The organism is Sedimentisphaera cyanobacteriorum, assembly GCF_001997385.1.
Lineage (GTDB): Bacteria > Planctomycetota > Phycisphaerae > Sedimentisphaerales > Sedimentisphaeraceae > Sedimentisphaera > Sedimentisphaera cyanobacteriorum.
Genome location: NZ_CP019633.1, coordinates 993,507 through 1,010,589 on the forward strand (window position 1 = coordinate 993,507; position 17,083 = coordinate 1,010,589).

At 44.6% G+C, this 17,083-nt stretch carries 12 protein-coding genes; 2 read left to right on the forward strand and 10 right to left on the reverse strand.

What is annotated here, in order from left to right:
- Positions 1-152 precede the first annotated feature (152 nt).
- Positions 153-1,376: an IS4 family transposase gene (locus tag L21SP3_RS03830; RefSeq protein ID WP_077539434.1), complete on the reverse strand. Its 1,224-nt coding sequence runs from the start codon at positions 1,374-1,376 to the stop codon at positions 153-155.
- A gap of 170 nt (positions 1,377-1,546) precedes the next feature.
- On the opposite strand from L21SP3_RS03830, the gene L21SP3_RS03835 reads away from it, so the two are divergent.
- Positions 1,547-2,971, forward strand: a complete 1,425-nt coding sequence (locus tag L21SP3_RS03835) for a sulfatase family protein (RefSeq protein ID WP_077539435.1) — start codon at positions 1,547-1,549, stop codon at positions 2,969-2,971.
- Between the two features lie 38 nt (positions 2,972-3,009).
- Here L21SP3_RS03835 and cyaB read toward each other — a convergent pair whose 3' ends face one another.
- From cyaB to L21SP3_RS03875, 8 genes are all read right to left on the reverse strand, one after another.
- On the reverse strand, positions 3,010-4,503 hold the full coding sequence (gene cyaB / locus L21SP3_RS03840; RefSeq protein ID WP_077539436.1) for a class IV adenylate cyclase: 1,494 nt from the start codon (positions 4,501-4,503) through the stop codon (positions 3,010-3,012).
- Positions 4,500-5,189 carry an HAD family hydrolase gene (locus L21SP3_RS03845; RefSeq protein ID WP_161488084.1) on the reverse strand — a complete coding sequence of 230 codons (690 nt, stop codon included), beginning with the start codon at positions 5,187-5,189 and terminating at the stop codon, positions 4,500-4,502. Before L21SP3_RS03845 ends, cyaB begins: the two co-directional genes overlap by 4 nt.
- On the reverse strand, positions 5,182-6,927 hold the full coding sequence (recJ, locus tag L21SP3_RS03850; RefSeq protein WP_077539438.1) for a single-stranded-DNA-specific exonuclease RecJ: 1,746 nt from the start codon (positions 6,925-6,927) through the stop codon (positions 5,182-5,184). The genes L21SP3_RS03845 and recJ overlap by 8 nt, the downstream gene beginning before the upstream one ends.
- Positions 6,928-7,268: 341 nt before the next feature.
- On the reverse strand, positions 7,269-7,793 hold the full coding sequence (locus L21SP3_RS03855; protein ID WP_077539439.1) for a sigma-70 family RNA polymerase sigma factor: 525 nt from the start codon (positions 7,791-7,793) through the stop codon (positions 7,269-7,271).
- Positions 7,794-7,844: 51 nt separating this feature from the next.
- Entirely contained in the window at positions 7,845-9,557 is a 1,713-nt protein-coding gene (locus L21SP3_RS03860; protein ID WP_077539440.1) for an NPCBM/NEW2 domain-containing protein, read from the reverse strand.
- Between the two features lies 1 nt (position 9,558).
- Positions 9,559-10,083, reverse strand: a complete 525-nt coding sequence (locus tag L21SP3_RS03865; RefSeq protein WP_077539441.1) for a sigma-70 family RNA polymerase sigma factor — start codon at positions 10,081-10,083, stop codon at positions 9,559-9,561.
- 175 nt (positions 10,084-10,258) lie between these two features.
- Positions 10,259-11,713 carry an alpha-N-arabinofuranosidase gene (locus L21SP3_RS03870; protein ID WP_118084559.1) on the reverse strand — a complete coding sequence of 485 codons (1,455 nt, stop codon included), beginning with the start codon at positions 11,711-11,713 and terminating at the stop codon, positions 10,259-10,261.
- A gap of 239 nt (positions 11,714-11,952) precedes the next feature.
- The gene (locus L21SP3_RS03875; protein ID WP_077539443.1) at positions 11,953-12,804 is read right to left on the reverse strand and encodes a prepilin-type N-terminal cleavage/methylation domain-containing protein; all 852 of its coding nucleotides are present in this window, start codon (positions 12,802-12,804) and stop codon (positions 11,953-11,955) included.
- A 347-nt stretch (positions 12,805-13,151) separates the two neighbouring features.
- Between L21SP3_RS03875 and L21SP3_RS03880 the strand changes: the two genes are divergently transcribed.
- A complete protein-coding gene (locus L21SP3_RS03880; protein ID WP_161488085.1) occupies positions 13,152-15,590 on the forward strand; it encodes a glycoside hydrolase family 3 C-terminal domain-containing protein in 2,439 nt (812 codons plus the stop codon).
- 246 nt (positions 15,591-15,836) lie between these two features.
- On the opposite strand, the gene L21SP3_RS03885 is transcribed toward L21SP3_RS03880, so the two are convergent.
- Positions 15,837-16,970, reverse strand: coding sequence for a DNA-binding transcriptional regulator (locus tag L21SP3_RS03885; RefSeq protein WP_077539445.1), 1,134 nt, complete (start codon positions 16,968-16,970; stop codon positions 15,837-15,839).
- Positions 16,971-17,083: the final 113 nt, after the last annotated feature.

The window sequence follows — 17,083 nt, forward strand, 5'->3', positions numbered from 1 at the left end:
ATCGTTGAGGGCTTGTTTATTGTATTAAAACGCCCTTTTCTTGTAGGATTTGAATTACCCCAGTTTGCATTTTTTTTGCTTTTGTTCAATTGGCAGTTTTTTGCTCAATACTGCCCGCTCTCTTTTCACCTCTTTATTTTCGTAAAATCTTGCTACATATTAAAACCCGGCAAATAAGCCTGCTGAGGGCTGCCAACCATACGCGGTGAACCACGTGCTGTCCCACAGGCAGCCATAACGCTAAAAACATCCAGCCGGCTGAATAATACACCCCTCAGTAAAGTAAACAACCGGCTGAATGCTCCTTTCCACTGACCGAGGAAACCTATATACCTTATTAAAATATAAGCCAGCATAGCCGTCCATACTTGCCATAGAATTGCTTTTTGGCTATGCCCTAGGAAATCGCTTAGCTGCAAAGTCTGTTTTATCTGCTTGAAAAACATCTCTATACCCCAGCGGCACTTATATAGGTCGCAAATACTGCTCGGCGCCCACTGCATATTGTTCGTGATAAATTTCATAAGCTTTTTCTCGCCGTTAATTTCCACATAAGCCTTAACTAAACGGAGCTTCTTCGGGTATGCCTCGCGGCTTTTCGGCATTTCAAGTTCAATTAAAGCATCGTATTGGATATTACCTTTTGGTTCTGTATTCTGTTTAACAAAACGATATTTCATATTATCTTTGGCTCTGGTAACCCAGAATAATTCTCGCCTGTCAAGATCTGCTAGATGCTTAAAATCCACGTAAGCCTTGTCAAAAACCGCTATTTCGCCGCTTTTAAGGTCCTGACAGAGCTGATAAGCTTCTGTCGAATCATGGGTTGAGGCTTCTTTTACAATAGCAAATTGAGGCAGGAACGTCTGGAGATTCAGCTGCATATGGCACTTTGCAGCCGCTTTTCGTCTGCGATGTTTAGCCCAGTCAATACAGTTGGCTACAAGCTGGATCGTGGTTGAGTCAACCGCATATATTGCTCTCTTAAAACGCCTCGGAAGGCCGGAATACTTATGGCCTCTCCCAAAATCAAGATGTTTGTTCTGGATATGGGACAGCACCTCCCAGAAGAGAGTCTCTGCCATAAGAGGATCTCGAACCCTGTTTGCATGAGAAAGCCCATTCCTGCTTGGAGGGGTTGCACGGCGGATAGGAGTCAAAGCTCCAGAATGATTACGCAATGTGTCGGAAACGTCGTTGAGCGAGAGACTGTGAGCAATCTGGACATGAAGCATAGATACAATGTGCGACCAGCAAGAAAATGTTCGTGATTGCTTGTCAATACCGAAAGACCGAGACAATTTTGAAACAAGATGTGCAGGAATATGTTGGCATATTTGCTTAAGAATGCTATATTGATGTTTGGCGGGTGTCATGGGTTACTCCTAATTTGTTTAATTAGACTGAAAGAATTAGTGTAACTCATACCCCGCTGATTTTAAAGAAACATCTTGTATTTTGCTCTTCTATGGGATGGCTGTGGAAAAAATTCTACCTGCATAACATACTGTTATAGAAGCATTAATTTATAACTGAGAGGCTTATTATGCATAGAAGAGAATTTCTCAAATCAACAGCTGCAGCTGTTATCAGCGGCGCAGCTGCGAAAGGGCTTTTGGCGAAAACGGCAAAAAAGAAACCTAATTTGCTGTTTATCTTTCCAGATCAATTTAGAGTGCACGCACTCGGCTTTACCGGCGAGGACCCTACGATTACGCCCAACCTGAACAGATTCTCAAGAGAATCGCTGTTCCTTTATAATGCTGTTAGCAACAGGCCTTTATGCAGCCCTTACCGCGGAATGCTGATGACCGGCAAATGGCCATACACTACAGGCATAACCACAAACTGCAATTCCTCACAGCCTGATATCTATCTGCGAAATGATGATATTACTTTCACTGATGCTCTCTCTAATGCGGGCTATCATATCGGCTATCTGGGCAAATGGCATCTGGACACACCAAGAGGAGTTCCTGTTGCTGAGCACTGGAAAAAAGCTCAGTGGGACTGCTACGTACCGCCGAAACGAAGGCACAGCATAGACTACTGGCACGCCTACAACTGCAAAGACCGGCATATGAACCCGCACTACTGGATTAAAGATGCAGGTAAAGATGAGAAGACATTCTTCGATCAGTATTCTCCCATACATGAGGCAGAAGTTGCAGAAACATACATAAAAAACGAAGGCGGAAAGATGAGGGATTCGGACAAACCGTTTGCCTTGTTCGCTGCTATGAATCCGCCTCATCCGCCTTATCACCTCGTGCCTGATAAATACAAACAGCTTTTCAAAGACAAATCTTTATATAAGCTTATCAACAGACCAAACGCAGACAATCAGCTTGCAGGGAGAATTGCAAAAGATTACTTCGCTCAGGTTGCAGGTGTGGATGATGCTTTCGGTAAGATAATGGATGCGCTGGAAAAATCCGGCGAGAAAGATAATACAATCGTAGTTTTCACTGCCGACCACGGGGAGATGATGGGCAGCCACAACCGCAAGGGCAAAGGCGTTATATACGAGGAGTCCTTCAGGGTTCCTCTGGTCGTGCGCTGGCCTGAAAAAATAAAGCCCGGCAGAGACGGACTGCATATAAATGTGCCCGATATGATGCCTACCCTCCTCGGACTAATGGGATTAAGCAAATACACCCCAAAACAGGCTGAGGGAAAAGACTATTCGAAAGTTTTTTCGGGAGAAACGATTGACCGCCCTAATACTTCATTTTTCATCTCCCCCGGAAACGAGGAAATCGGCGCACGCGGAGTTCGCAGCGACAGATACACCTACGAAGTAAAGCTGAGAAACGGCAAGAAGCAGCTCAGGCTTTACGACAGGAAGACCGACCCGTATCAAATGCGAAACATAGCATACCAAAAGAAAGATGTGGCAAGCATTATGCAAAAAGAGCTGCAAAAATGGCTTGTAAACACAAATGACCCATACGCAAAATATTATTCCTAAAAAAGATTAAGCCGCTCAAACAGGAGCAGCTGTTTTTTTTACGCAGTAAAAACCTTTACAGCAGAGGGAAGGACTTCTATCTCAAGCGGGAGTTTCGGGCCGGGGTCTCCATCAATCTGCGATACAACGCTCCCGCCAAGCGAGGAGATTGATATACTCCGGCACTGCCTGTAGATATTCTCGCTGCAGTAGCTGTTCATCTGGAAGAGGCTCATTACGATATATCTGAGCAGGTCGTTTTTGTTGTCGCACGGCATAATGCATAAATCAAGCAGGCCGTCGTTGTAATCGGCTTCTCTGAGTATCCGCATACCGGTGGCGTAGCGGGATATATTTCCAATAAAGAGAATCGCCTTCCCTGCAAAAACTTCCTCTCCGTCTGCCGAGACTCTTATATTAGGAATCTCGTGGCTCCAGAATGCCTTCCATGCAGGCCAGAGATAATCGATATGAGTTATATTGCCCTTCCGTGTTTTCGAAAGCATCTCTACTGTCTCAGCATCGTAGCCGATTCCGAGAACTGAGGTGAAGGTAATCCCGTTTACTTTGGCAACATCAAGATTGCGGAGCCTTCCTTCATTGAGTATCTTTTTGTAATGCTCAAGGTTTCTCAGATACCCGAGCTCTTTGGAGAGCAGGTTTTCCGTGCCCCCGGGGATAAGCATCAAGGGCTTATCCTTTCCGCAGACCGCATCTATAGAGCATCTTACAGTGCCATCGCCTCCGCATACAACTATAAGAGAGCAGTTCTCCTCACCGGCAAGCTCCTCGAGAGATAACTTAATTTTCTTAAACGATTTGGAATCATAGAATTGAGTGTCAAGCCCACGCCTAGTGAAACAGTCATAAACCTGCTCAGCAAGCTTTACAGATTCGCCCGAGCCTGAACTGCGGTTGACAACAAAGGCGATTTTTCCGGAAAGCGGGGCAATCTCCTGCGTTTCTTTCCCGCTGATTATTTCGGAAATGGTATCAAAGAAAAAGCTCCTCTTATCGATACCCTTTTCTTCGCATGCCTTCACTACTGCCTCTGCATAAGAGCATCGCTCGGGAGGAAGAGATAGGCCGAGCTCCCTGCATACTGAATTTATGCTCTGTTCATTTTGTCCCTCAATTTCAACAAAATCGCCTAAATGCGGGAGCGTGTCGATACATATCAGGCAGTTTTGAAAATGCCAGTGGAAGCGTTTTTTATCGAATGCAAGTTTTGTTGTATATCCAAGCCCATTGAGAATGCTCAACATTTCCTGAAAGTTATCTATTCTGGTCTCGTTTTCGGTTCTTGTTTTAATTTGTGAATCTTGGCGTTTACCCTTTAAGCAAAGCCAGATGACGGTTTTGCCGGAATTCAGATCTGTTTCTTCTCTCAGCCGAAGCGATTCTCCACGGGAGAATAGTGAGCCGGGATGGTCATCGAAATAATAATCCCTTTGAAGCACTGAACTTCCAAGCGCAGCACCTTTTCTGCTCAGTTTATCGAGGAATATCGAGAGTGAATCGAGCTTTGCTTTGTATTCAATTTCCGTGCTCATAGCAGAAGTCCTCCAATATCTTCAAGAGAATCGATTACTTTTCCAGGCAGATACTCTTCGGGCAGAGATTCTTTGCAGTTAATATTCTTCGGAGCTGTTATCATTATCGTATGCCATCCGATATGGTTCGGGGCTTTGAAATCTTTTTCCGGATTATCTGCGATGTACACGCATTCCTCCGGCGTAAAACCGCCCTTCTCTGCAATCATATAAAATGCCTTCGGCGCAGGCTTCCAGAATTTTCTTCCCAGTTTCTCAGTGCAGATTATATAATCAAAAAAGCCCTTGATCCCCAGCGACTCAATCTTTAATTCCTGAGCGGGAAGGAAGCCGTCTGTAATAAGATCAAGAGTATATTTGTTTTTGAGCTTACTGAGCAGATTCGCTGCGGCCTGAGGCAGAGATATCTCCGGACTGTGAGCCCTGTATTTTTCAACCATTTGGCCTATAAGCTCTTTGGAATAGTCCGTTCCGAGATTTTCAAGAGCCCTGTTAAAAACTCTGCTGTCGCTGGCTTGATTAAAGCTTTCGATAAGCGTTTCAGTGAGAGCGGCCTGCGAGACCCCAATTAACGGGGCAAATTGCTGTCCGAGTGCTTTAAAGCCGCTGAGGCAGTATTCCCTTTCTGGATAGAGGGTGTCGTCCAGGTCAAAAACCACGCATTTGATTCTATGTTTGTCAGTCAAATTTAAAGTCCCTAACAACAAACTGAGGCCTTTTTTCGCCATTATACTCATTAAAAATTGGTTCAAAAGCAATAGAGAAATAATCGCTTTCGAGTAGTTTATTGTAATATGAAGCCATCTTAAAAGCAACACAGGGCATCCTGCCGCCGGCATCCCTTATCACAAAACGAAGATGCTCTCTGGTTGAACCGATTTTCTGCGGACTGCCCTCAAGCCTTACGCCTTTTGCGGCAAATACAGGACGGGGGTTGCCCTTTCCAAACGGGGCAATCTTCTCGAGCTGCTGAAATGTCCGAACGCTGAAGTTCTTAATACCGAACCAGCCTTCAAGCTCGAGCTTTTGTATGAGGATTTCGTCAGAGACGTTGTCTTTGGCATAATTCTCGAAATCTTCCACAAATCTCGGGAGATTTTCTGTTTCGATTGTGATGCCCGCTGCCTCGGAATGACCTCCAAATTTAACAAGATGATCTGAGCAGGCATTTATCGCATTCAGTATGTTGAAGCCTTCTATCGTTCGTGCTGAGCCGGTAGAAAGTTTGCCGTCTGAATTGAGCAGTATAGTAGGCTTGTAAAACTTCTCTATAATCCTTGAGGCCACAATACCCACAATGCCAAGGTGCCACTCCTCGCCTGCAATTATAATGCTTCGCCGGTCTGGGTGGTCTAGGCCCGTGGCAGAGATAAGATGGGAGGCCTCCTTGAATATTTTCTTTTCAATTTTTTTCCGCTGATTGTTCTGCTCTTTGAGATACTCAGCTATTCTCAATGCCCTGATCTCGTTATCTGTTGTGAGCAGTTCTACTGCAAGCCTTGCATGCCCCATTCTGCCTGAGGCATTGAGCATTGGGGAAATCCTGAAGCTCAAATCAAATGTGTCAAGGGGCTTGCCGCTCAAGCCGGCTGCATTCATCAATGCCCTTACACCGGGCAAATTTGAAAGCCTAAGTGAATTTAGTCCGTAGCTGATCAGCGATCGGTTCTCCCCGGTTAGAGGCATCACATCTGCCACTGTACCCAGAGAAGCGAAATCGGTGGAGATAAGCAGCAGATCCCTGCACTGCTTGTCTGAGAGGCCGCTGCCGCGATACTCCTCGCACAGCGCCCATGCAAGCTTCATCGCCACCATCGCTCCGCAAGATTTGGGGCTTGGATAATCATCGAGCATAGGGTGTATTACCGCCGAGGCAGATTCGGGCAGCTTTTCTTCGGGAACGTGATGATCTGTTATGACAACTTCCATCCCCAAACTGACTGCATAATCCACCTCCCTGCTGCTGCAAATTCCGCAGTCAACGGTTATGAGCAGTTCAGCCCCGCTCTGGGCGATTTCATCCAAGGCTGCGGTGTTAAGGCCGTAGCCCTCTTCTATTCTGTGAGGTATATAGAAGTTGTATTTTGCCCCCAGAGCATCAAAAATCCGGCAAAGGATAGAAGTGGCTGTTATTCCGTCAACATCATAATCGCCGTAAACAAAGATCTTTTTGCAGTCCTTAACCGCTTCAGCTATCTTCTCTACAGCCGCCTCCATCTGAGAAAAACGCTCGGGAAGAATCAAATCTTTCAGTGAAGGCTTGAGAAATTTTTTCGCCTCTTCCTGCTCTGTAATCTTCCGGTTTATAAGCACCTGAGCAACAGCGGGAGTAACACCGAGCTCAGAGCAAACATCTTTTATCCTGTCATTGTCAACGTCTTTGACCTGCCATTTTTTCTCTATATTGCTGAGTTTATTTTTCATTCTAAGCTGCAAAACGCTTTCATTTTCTGAACAAAGTTACCAAACGGCTTATTATATTGATTACGTGCAAATCTTCCAGTTTTCAGGCAAAGCAGTTGAATCTGTCGTTCAGAGATTTATTTCCTGGTATAATTGTAAAACTTTGTGCTCAATAGTTCTTTTCGAAACACGAAACACCCTAATGGCACGAAGAATGTGCGTATATTCTTTATTGACATGACTTTACACACTATATTAAATCTGCGTGCAATCTGTGTATAATATTGTTCGATACGAAATGAATTTGGGTGGCAAAATTCATTTTTTTACTTCGTGATGAAGAATGGACTAAAACATCAGTTTCAAACAGCAATATCCTCTCTGCGAAGCTCGATATTCAATCTTCTTCTCAGTTTTTTATGTATTTTCTGAAGCTTATAATGGACGCATCTAATGGAGTTGGAATGTATTTCTGCAAGAGACTTGAGGGTGAGGCTGTCTTCATAACGCTCGGACAGAAATGTCTTCTCTTCTTTTGATAGCTGATGGAGCTGTTTTTCAAGCACCTCCTCGATCTCATCTTTCTGCTTTTGGTTGAATCTGTCTGATTGACAGAGCAAAGGCTCAAGGAAATCAGGGGCGTGCGAATGAACTTTGCCGTGCCTTTTTTGCAGATTGTAGTACCGCAGAATCTGAAGCCTTGCGATAGTAAGAGCCCAAGCCTTAAACTGTTCACTGTCTGGAAATGGCCTGTACTTTTTCCACATTACAAGGCACACCTCCTGCATAATGTCTTCTGCGTCATTCTTGTCTGAGACGTGAAATGTTATGTAGCGAAAAATAATCTTATCAATCTTTTGAAACATTCTTACAAAGCTCTTGTCCATTACAATATCCTCTAAACGCAAACAATCTGTTAAAGATTAATAATTACAAAACTACCGGCCGTCGTTCAGGTTCAAAACAGGCTCCTTGAGTACAGACCAGCAGTAGTTAATAGTTCGTCTATCAGCAGGTACAGCTGTTATCACAGTTAGGAAATGATCTGAAGGCTTAATAGAGACATCAATATCGCAGGGCTGGTCTTTTGGTGTCTGGGCCTTCTTCTGAAATTCCTGCTCGCCGTCCAGCAGAACATATATGTCGCAGGATGGAATTTTTATTTCTGAGAAGTTTTTATTTGTTTTTAGTTTGGAGTTGTCAAATATTGTATCGGAAAGGCCGAACTGGGCTGTAAAGCTGCTGAGAGCCGCATCACCATAAGCCTCTCTGATTCTGCTTAAATCGAAGGTAATTCCCTGATTTGGATGGATGAAAATACCCTTAGTTTTTGGGAAGCTCAAAATCTCGCCGGCAAGGCTTAGATTATGCTTGAAAACCTCAGGATTTTCAAAATGAACTGCACCATTAAGAATCCCACCCCAATAACGGCCTGAAGTCTTAAAGAAATCCCTAAAAGTATGTCCTTGCGAAGTAATCTTAACTTCTCCATCCTCAGCGCCTGGCACAAACACTCCATCAACAAACGGCAAATCCTTTACAGAATTGTATTTATTCGACTTTGATTTCTTCATTAGCATACGAAGTGTTCTTCTCTGTCCAAAGCGGCCGTTGAGCGAATTAAGCCCAAAGCCCTGCTTACCAGACCCAAGCCCGTTTCCTCCGCCTACAATATCAGCCAAATCAATCTGTTTTTCCCCCCGCCAGACTATCTGGGAGTTTTCGTTGAAATGGCGGGCAAACTTATTTTTCTGCAAATCAATTTTTTCAACAGCTAAAGACTCCTGCGACACCTTGCATGCCATACTTTCAACAACATCGAACGCAGTATTATTCAGCCAGCCCTTGCTGCTTATAAGCCTTGTTTTCCCGCTGAATACGTGGAGCTGAGAACTGCCCTGCTTATCAGCCGATACGCCGAATTCTGTGCCAAGGTCAACAACTCTTGAATTATCAGTGGAAACCGCAAAGCCCACACCTTCCACCGGGACTTTTGAATAAAGGCTTCCGTAATCAAGGTTAACCTCTGAAATGCTGGAAAAACGGAATTCAGCAGGTCCTTCGACCACCAGCTTCACGCCCCTGTCGGTTTTGAATTCAGCAAGGCCTTTTTTAAGCTGAATATTCTCTAAGCCGGTATAAACTGAATCCTGTTTTTTGAAAGACTGCCTACCCCATTCAGCCTTATAGGTGTCAGTAATAGTTGCAGCCCTTTTCATTTCAGGCACAAACAAATTCGCATATATCAGCAGAAAAATTATTGCTGCCGCAGATACAGCACCTGAAACAACTGTAATCCAGCTGATGTTTCTCGGCTGTTTCTGCACCGAAGAGGGATAGTTCTTTTCTTTCAGCTCAGCTGCCTTAGGCTTCTTTTCTCTGCGGGAAACAGCGGGTGCATATTTTTCATACCAAGCAAGCTCTGCGAGCACGTTGAGACAGTTCTCCTGTGAGAAGCTGTCATGCTCGCCTACATTACCTCCGATAGAATTAAGCGAGCTGCAAACCTGAATGTATTCTCTGTAAAAGTCTCTTGCCTGCTTTTCCGAGGCAAGGATTTCATTCAGCCGGTCTCTGTGCTGCTCGGTAAGCATACCGTTTATTGAACTTTCGATAAGGAGGCTGAGCTCTTTGAACTTTTGCTGGTTCATACTAATAACCCTCTCTTTCAAGGGTGTTTCTAACGCACTTTATCAGATTGAAGTGAATTCTGGAGAAGCTCCTGAAAATAGACTGAATAGACCGCCCTGTTTTTTCGGCAATTTCGCGGAGTTTCATACCTTCGAAATAACGCATATCAATAAGGCGACAGTCTTTGGCATTCTGCTTTGACACGCAGGACTTTAATGCTTCAATTTTTTTATCAAGTTCATTCTGCTGTTCTTGAGCCTCTTCTGCGAGCAGTTCGAATACCTCGGTTGTAAAGACAGACTTGCGTCTCTTCTTTCGGTAGTATTTCAGACATTCATATTTTGCAATTTGGGCAGCCCAAGAAACGAAATCGGAATCAGGTCTGAAACTGTCGAATTTCTGAAGCATTATTACTGAGGTGTCCTGCATAATATCATCTGCATCCGCCTTGTTGGGAACAAGGGTAAAGATAAAATTGTAGATGCGGGGATAGTGCGCAGTTAGAAGATTTGTAAACTCTTTAGTTTTTGAAGATTTATTACTCATAATAAAAGCATCAAATTATTCATCCTTTTACTATGTTACTCCCGAGACGGCTTATTTTTTCGGTAAAAATTGAAAATATTGCAAAAAAAACAGCAGGGTTATTGATAACCCCGCTGCAAGCAGGCTTAATTAGCCCGCAGAACTGATTAGACTGTAAAACTATGTCGCATTTCCCTTATTCCTGCTTGACAACAAAGGCCGACACGGATTTTGACGGAAGTTCAAGAGTCAAAGTTCTGCCTCTGACTTTTTCAGCCTCGAGGGGGGAAGGCTTAACATTTTCGGGACTTCTGAAAGTGTTGCAGGAGTTGATCTTATCTGCTGTTAGGGTTCTGCCGGAAACATCAGAAATATCACCGCCCTCAATTTCAATGGAGACCTTCTCTTCAGAATTATGGTTAAGGTTGCAGACTGTGATATAGATCCCGTCCTCCGTTTTTGAAGCCGACACATTCAATGCCGGCAGTTTTTTTCCGTCAAGCCCATAAGCACTGGTTTGCAGTCTGGTATCCATAAGCTCACCACCCTGATGGTGTTTGAACATTTCAAACACGTGATAAGTTGGCGTAAGAATCATCTGCTCGCCCTTTGTAAGTATCATAGCCTGAAGCACATTGACAGTTTGGGCAATATTTGCCATTTTAACCCTTTCGCAATGTCTGTTGAATTCATTCAGAAATATCCCTGCGGAAACAGCATCCCTAACAGTATTCTGCTGATACAGGAAGCCGGGCTTTGAGCCGGGCTGACGATTCCACCAAGCGCCCCACTCATCGACATAAAGCTCGACCTTGTTGTCGGGGTCGTATTTATCCATAATCTTGATATGAGCAGCAAGGAGATCTCTAACCTTCAAGGCATTGTCCATCAATGTGAACCAGTCATTTTCGCCGAATTCGGTAGCGCTGCCTTTATCGCCCCAGCCGCCGGTCATAATGTAGTAATGGAGGCTTATCGCATCCATCTTACCGCGGCAGTTTCTCATTAACACTTCCATCCAGCGAGTGTCCCAGCTGTTCGGGCCGCAGGCAATTTTTTTAACCCGGCTGCCCGGGTAATTCTTAACATAAGTCTGGTAGCGTTTGTAAACATCTGAGTAGTACTCCGGAGTCATATTTCCGCCGCAGCCCCAGTTTTCATTACCCACGCCGAAATACTTCACGTCCCAGGGCTCTTTCCTGCCGTTTTGCCGGCGGAGGTTAGCCATCTCGCTCTTGCCAGCAAACGTGAGATACTCCACCCAGTCCATCATCTCTTCAGGTGTTCCCGAACCAACGTTACCTGCAATATACGCCTCACAGTCCAGCAGTTCGCACAGACGCATAAATTCGTGAGTGCCGAAGGAGTTGTCTTCTGTTACCATCCCCCAATGGGTGTTTACAATCTCCGGCCTCTGGTCTTTGGGGCCAATGCCGTCTTTCCAGTGATACTCGTCCGCAAAGCAGCCTCCCGGCCAGCGGAGCACAGGAATATTGAGCTGCCTGAGAGCTTCAAGCACATCCTTGGGGATACCTTTAACGTTCGGGATATCCGATTCTTCTCCAACCCATATCCCCCCGTATATACATCTGCCGAGATGTTCGGCGAAATGCCCGTAGATCTCTGGAGCGATCACAAGAGGTTTGCTCATCTCGGAAATGGTTAATTTATTCACATCAGAATCATCCATTACAACCGTTTCGGATATCCCTGCCGAGGCGGAGAAAAGCAGGAAAGCAGTAATGCAAATTGCAGCATTTTTGAATATTCTCATTTAAAAGCTCCTATAAACTAAACATAATAATTAGATTTGATTAATTCAAAATTAAGGGGACTTTGAAGCGAATGCTTCTCAGCCCCCAAAGGTTTTATTAGCTTTTAATGAACGGCCTACCACCAGAACCATACACCGCCTGTAGTAAGCTTGTGCTTTATATTTTCAAATTCGCCTGCATCAGTGTACTGGCCAGTATCCAGCCAGCTTACGTGGCCGTCAACATAGCCGATATTAGCGCCGTCCGGAGCGGGCTCACCGCTTCTGCCAACATTTTGATTCTTTGATCTATGGTTAGACCTGTCAACTACACCGAACTCATTATAAGCTCCGCCGGCCTGAATCCGGAAGAAATTAGTGCCGCTGTTGTCGCTGATTATATTATCCATAATCATCGGAGTGTCGCTGGTTTCATCAACGCCTTCCAAACTTTTCACCCAGCTTGCAGATTTTCCTGTTTCAAGCTCTCTTGGAGTCATCGTTGGATTTTTGTAGAACATATAGGTGTACGGCATAACGCGATAATGCTGTTTCTGCACCTCTTCAGTCATTTTTGACTCATCCTGAATGGGCACTGGCCCTGCGGCTGCATCGGTAGGCCAGCCGCTTCTCCAAGTAAACTGCCAGAAGCGTGCATCATCCGGCTCCCGCAGATTGTTTGAAGGGCAGAAAAATACCTCATTGTCTGTAAAGCCGGCATATTCTGCAATCTGGTTTGTAGTCCAGAAGCTCAGATCCCAGAGCCAATTGCCCTGGCCGGCGTAGTCTTCTGCGATTGTTGGAACTTTGTAATTATTCTCAGTTGCATACATATTAACGCCAACACACTGCTGCCTGACATTATTACTGCACACAGTTTTCTTTGCCGCCTCTCTTGCTTTTGAAAGCGCAGGCATCAAAACAGCCATCAAAAGAGCAATGATTGAGATAACCACCAAGAGCTCAATGAGTGTAAATGCTTTTTTCATAATTAACCTCTTAAAACGTCCTATTAAGATATTGACAATATAATGTTTCCTGACGATTAAAATATTATCAAATCAGGAGCTGCTTAAAAGACCATTTAACGTTAAATATTAACCATTTTGCGTTTCGTCTTATTGGTCTTTCATGAATTGAATTACAAGGGACTTGGCATATACCCATTTTCAGAAAGATTTCAGGATCTGTTTATATTTGCTAAGCAATACAATTCTGCTAAAATAGTTAGGCAAATATTTTTTTAATTTTCAAGAGGTTTTTAAGGATGGCAAATTTTAAGATGTTTTCAAAATCAGTTTTTTTGGCTGCCGTTTTTTTGGGAGTTAATGCAGATATGGCTTCAGCAAGCATTCACAGAGAGGAAACAGTTGGAAAAATACTTAACCAAATGACACTTGAGGAAAAGGTGTCTTTATGCCACGGGGCTTCGCATTTCACTACCTCCCCGATAGAGAGGCTTGGTGTAAGACCGCTTGAATTTGCAGACGGCCCTCACGGGGTAAGAAACAGGAATGAAAACCACATCTACTTCCCCACAGGTATTTCTGTTGGAGCCACTTGGAACAGAGAGCTTATACAAAAGTACGGCAGAGCTCTTGGTACTGAGACCGGCGCATCGGGCAGGGATGTAATTTTAGGCCCAGCAATCTGCATCAACAGAAATCCGCTATGCGGGCGGTTTTTTGAATATATGAGCGAAGACCCATATCTGGTTTCTGAGCTTGCTCCCGAGTACATAAAAGGCGTGCAGAGCACCGGCGTTGCGGCGTGCGCAAAGCACTATGTGGCGAACAGTCAGGAAGAACAAAGACACACTATAAGCGAAAACGTTGACCTGAGAACTCTGCACGAGATATATTTCCCCGGGTTCAAGGCAAGCGTTCAAGAGGGAAATGCACTTACCGTTATGAGCGCATACAATAAACTCAACGGGACTTACTGCTCTGAGAACGGATTTATACAAACAGATATTCTAAAAGAGAGATGGGGCTTTGACGGCCTTGTCATGAGCGACTGGGGCGCGGTTCACAGCGTTAGAGCTGCTGAGGGCGGGCTCGACCTTGAGATGCCCGGGAAGGACAGCAACTACCTGGGCAAACCGCTTCTTGAAGGGTGCAGAAATGGAGAGATCCCTGAGAGCAGGGTGAATGATATGGCAAGGCGTATGCTGAGGCTGCATTATGAGATAGGAGCTCTTGAAGAGGCGCCGAGGCGAGAGAGACCTGAGCTTGATAAAAAGGCGAACGAACAGATTGCACTTGAAACTGCAAGAGAGGCAATTGTGCTCTTGAAAAATTCCCCGGCAGCCCTGCCGCTGGAGGAGAAAAGATTAGATTCAATATTTATCACAGGCATAAACGCAGACAGAAAACATGCAGGGGGCGGAGGCAGCAGTACAGTACACTGCGATTATGAAATTACCCCGCTGGAGGGTATGCAGATGGCCTGCGAGTCGGGCAGGACGGAAATACATTACAAACCGTTCAGCGGACAGCAGACATTAAAGCCAATACCTACTAAAAACCTTTTTACTGCAAAATCATCCAATCAACACGGGCTCATCGGCCATTACTACGATAATAAAAATCTCGAAAACAACCCCGCTGAAGTACGGATTGACAATCAGATAAATTTTAGATGGACGGGAAAAACTCCGGCAAAAAGAATTCCCAAGACAAACTTCTCCGTTAGATGGACAGGGGCTCTGAAAGCAGAGCAGGCAGGCGATTATGAATTCGGGCTCAACAGCGACGACGGTTCAAGGCTGTATATCGACGGCGAGCTCGTTATTGATAACTGGGGCGACCACGCAACTAAGCTTGAAACCGGCAAATACAAACTAGAGAAGAATAAATTCTATGAGATAAAGGTTGAGTATTACAACGGCATAAAAGATTCTGTTGTAAAGCTGCTCTGGGGCAAAGAGGCTAATTATAAAAAGATTTTTAATGAAGATGCTCAAATGGCCTCCCGCTGCGGAGCGGCAGTTATATTTGCAGGCCTGAGCCATAAATACGACAGCGAGGGAAGGGACAAGCCAGATATGAAGCTCCCGGGAATTCAGACTGAGCAGATCAAGGCAATTGCTGAGAAGAACCCGAATACGATTGTTGTTCTCATTGGCGGTTCGCCTGTTGAGATGGGAGAATTTCTTGGGGATGTGCCTTCTGTAGTTCAGGCTTGGTATGCAGGACAGCGAGGCGGCGAGGCCATAGCCGATATTATTTTCGGCAAGGTTAATCCCTCGGGCAAGCTCCCTGTTACCCTGCCCAAACGGCTTGAAGACACCCCCGCCTTCGCAATCGGCGAATACCCCGGGTCGGACGGGGAAGTTGAGCATAAGGAAGGGATCTTTGTGGGATACCGCTATTATGATACGATGGGGGTTGAACCGGAATTTGCCTTTGGCCACGGACTTTCTTATACAAGCTTTAAGTACTCAGACCTGAAGATAAGCAGCGAAAAACCGTTCACAGCAAATGTTTCACTGAAGATTAAAAACACCGGCTGGAGAAAAGGCAAGGAAACAGTTCAGATTTATATACACGATAAAAAGAGCAGTCTAAAAAGGCCTGCCAAAGAGCTCAAAGGCTTTGAAAAAATATCTCTTAATAAGGGGCAGGCTAAGACTTTCCATTTCAAGCTCAGCAGAGAAGACTTCTCATTTTTCAATCCCCAGCTTGACTGCTGGATTGCAGAACCCGGGGAGTTCAACATTATGGCCGGCAGCTCTTCAAGAGATATAAGGCTCAGTGAAGATATCAAATTCTGATAAATACAAAGCGCCTAAAATTAAGGCAGAAGTGTAAAATGTCAAAAAAGTAAAAGCCATTTACACAGCTAAATGAACAAACCCCAATAAGTATTTGCTGTTTTCCCGGCAGCAGCAAGCTTTCAAACAGGGGCGAACCTCTGATAGGCTTTAGAGCGTTTCGGCAAGATTTACAGAATTTTTCATAGAGGGCAAACACATTAGTTTGCCCTCTATCTTTTACTCACCTTTACTGCATAGATTTCTTTATTCAGTTTCACTCATTCGCTTTCTAAATTCACCGGGTGATTCGCCGGTTAAATTTTTGAAATAACGTGAAAAGTGCTCCGCGGCAGTAAAGTCCAAACTCTGGGCTATCTGATATACAGGGAAGTCTGTTTTGGCCAGCGACTGCTTGATGTAATTAATCCTGAAGCGGTCAATTTCCTGTTTAATTGTTCTGTTGAGATGTGTCCTAAATCGATACTCCAAAGTCCGTCTGGAAAGCGTGGTAGCTTCTACGACATCCCGTGCCTGAATCAATTTGTGAAAATTATTTCGAATAAAGATCAGTGCCGAAACAACCTCTTTATCCTCAACCGCCAGCACTTCGGTTGATTGCCTTTCAATGACCTCCACTGGTTCCACATTGATATTCTGATCAAGGATTTTGTCCCTCATTGAGCTGCCGAGAAGTTTAGCCCCGATAAATCCAGCGGTTTCGAAATTCAGCAGAATACTTGAAAGCGGAGGGGAGGAAAGGTTACAGACAAGCTCATCATTGTCAACGCCAAGCACAGCCACTTCCTCGGGAACACTGATTCCAGCCACCTTGCAGGCTTCCATAATGTATATGGCTCTATCGTCGTTGCATCCGAAAACACAGATTGGTTTGGGAAGCCCCTTGAGCCACTCTATAACCGGCTGCTTTTTATCCAAATATGTAGAACTGTCATTATAGACGTATATCTTCTCAAAACCGTAACTAATGACTTGCAGTTGATAGCTTTGCAGTCTCTTTTCAGACCAAGGTATATTCTCGAAGCCGCAATAGGCAAAATGCTTAAACCCGAGAGAATAGAAGTAGTCTGCGGCCATTTTCCCAATCATCGCTGAATCGGTGATTATTGATATCGCATTTGGGCTGTTTTTTTCGTCTATGTAATTGATAATTTTGGGCTTGTCTGTTTCCAGTATTCTTGAGATATTTTTTGCGTCGCATATAAAAAAACCGTCAAATCTGTTCAGATTATCGGCAATTTCATATTCAATTTCAAGGTATTCAGGCGGTTTTGTATGCACCTGCCACCTGTCAAAGGCTCTAATGTATTTCTCAGCGCCGGCAAGCAGCTGCCTGCCAGTGTTTCTTGAGGTATCAACAATTATCAGCACTTTTTTCATGGATTAGGCCTGATTTATACTATGTTCTGACTTGCGTAAACTGGTATTATTTTAACGCAAAGTGGTCTTCCTGTCAAAGTGCTGTTATGGTAAGCTGTTGGTATTATAGAATT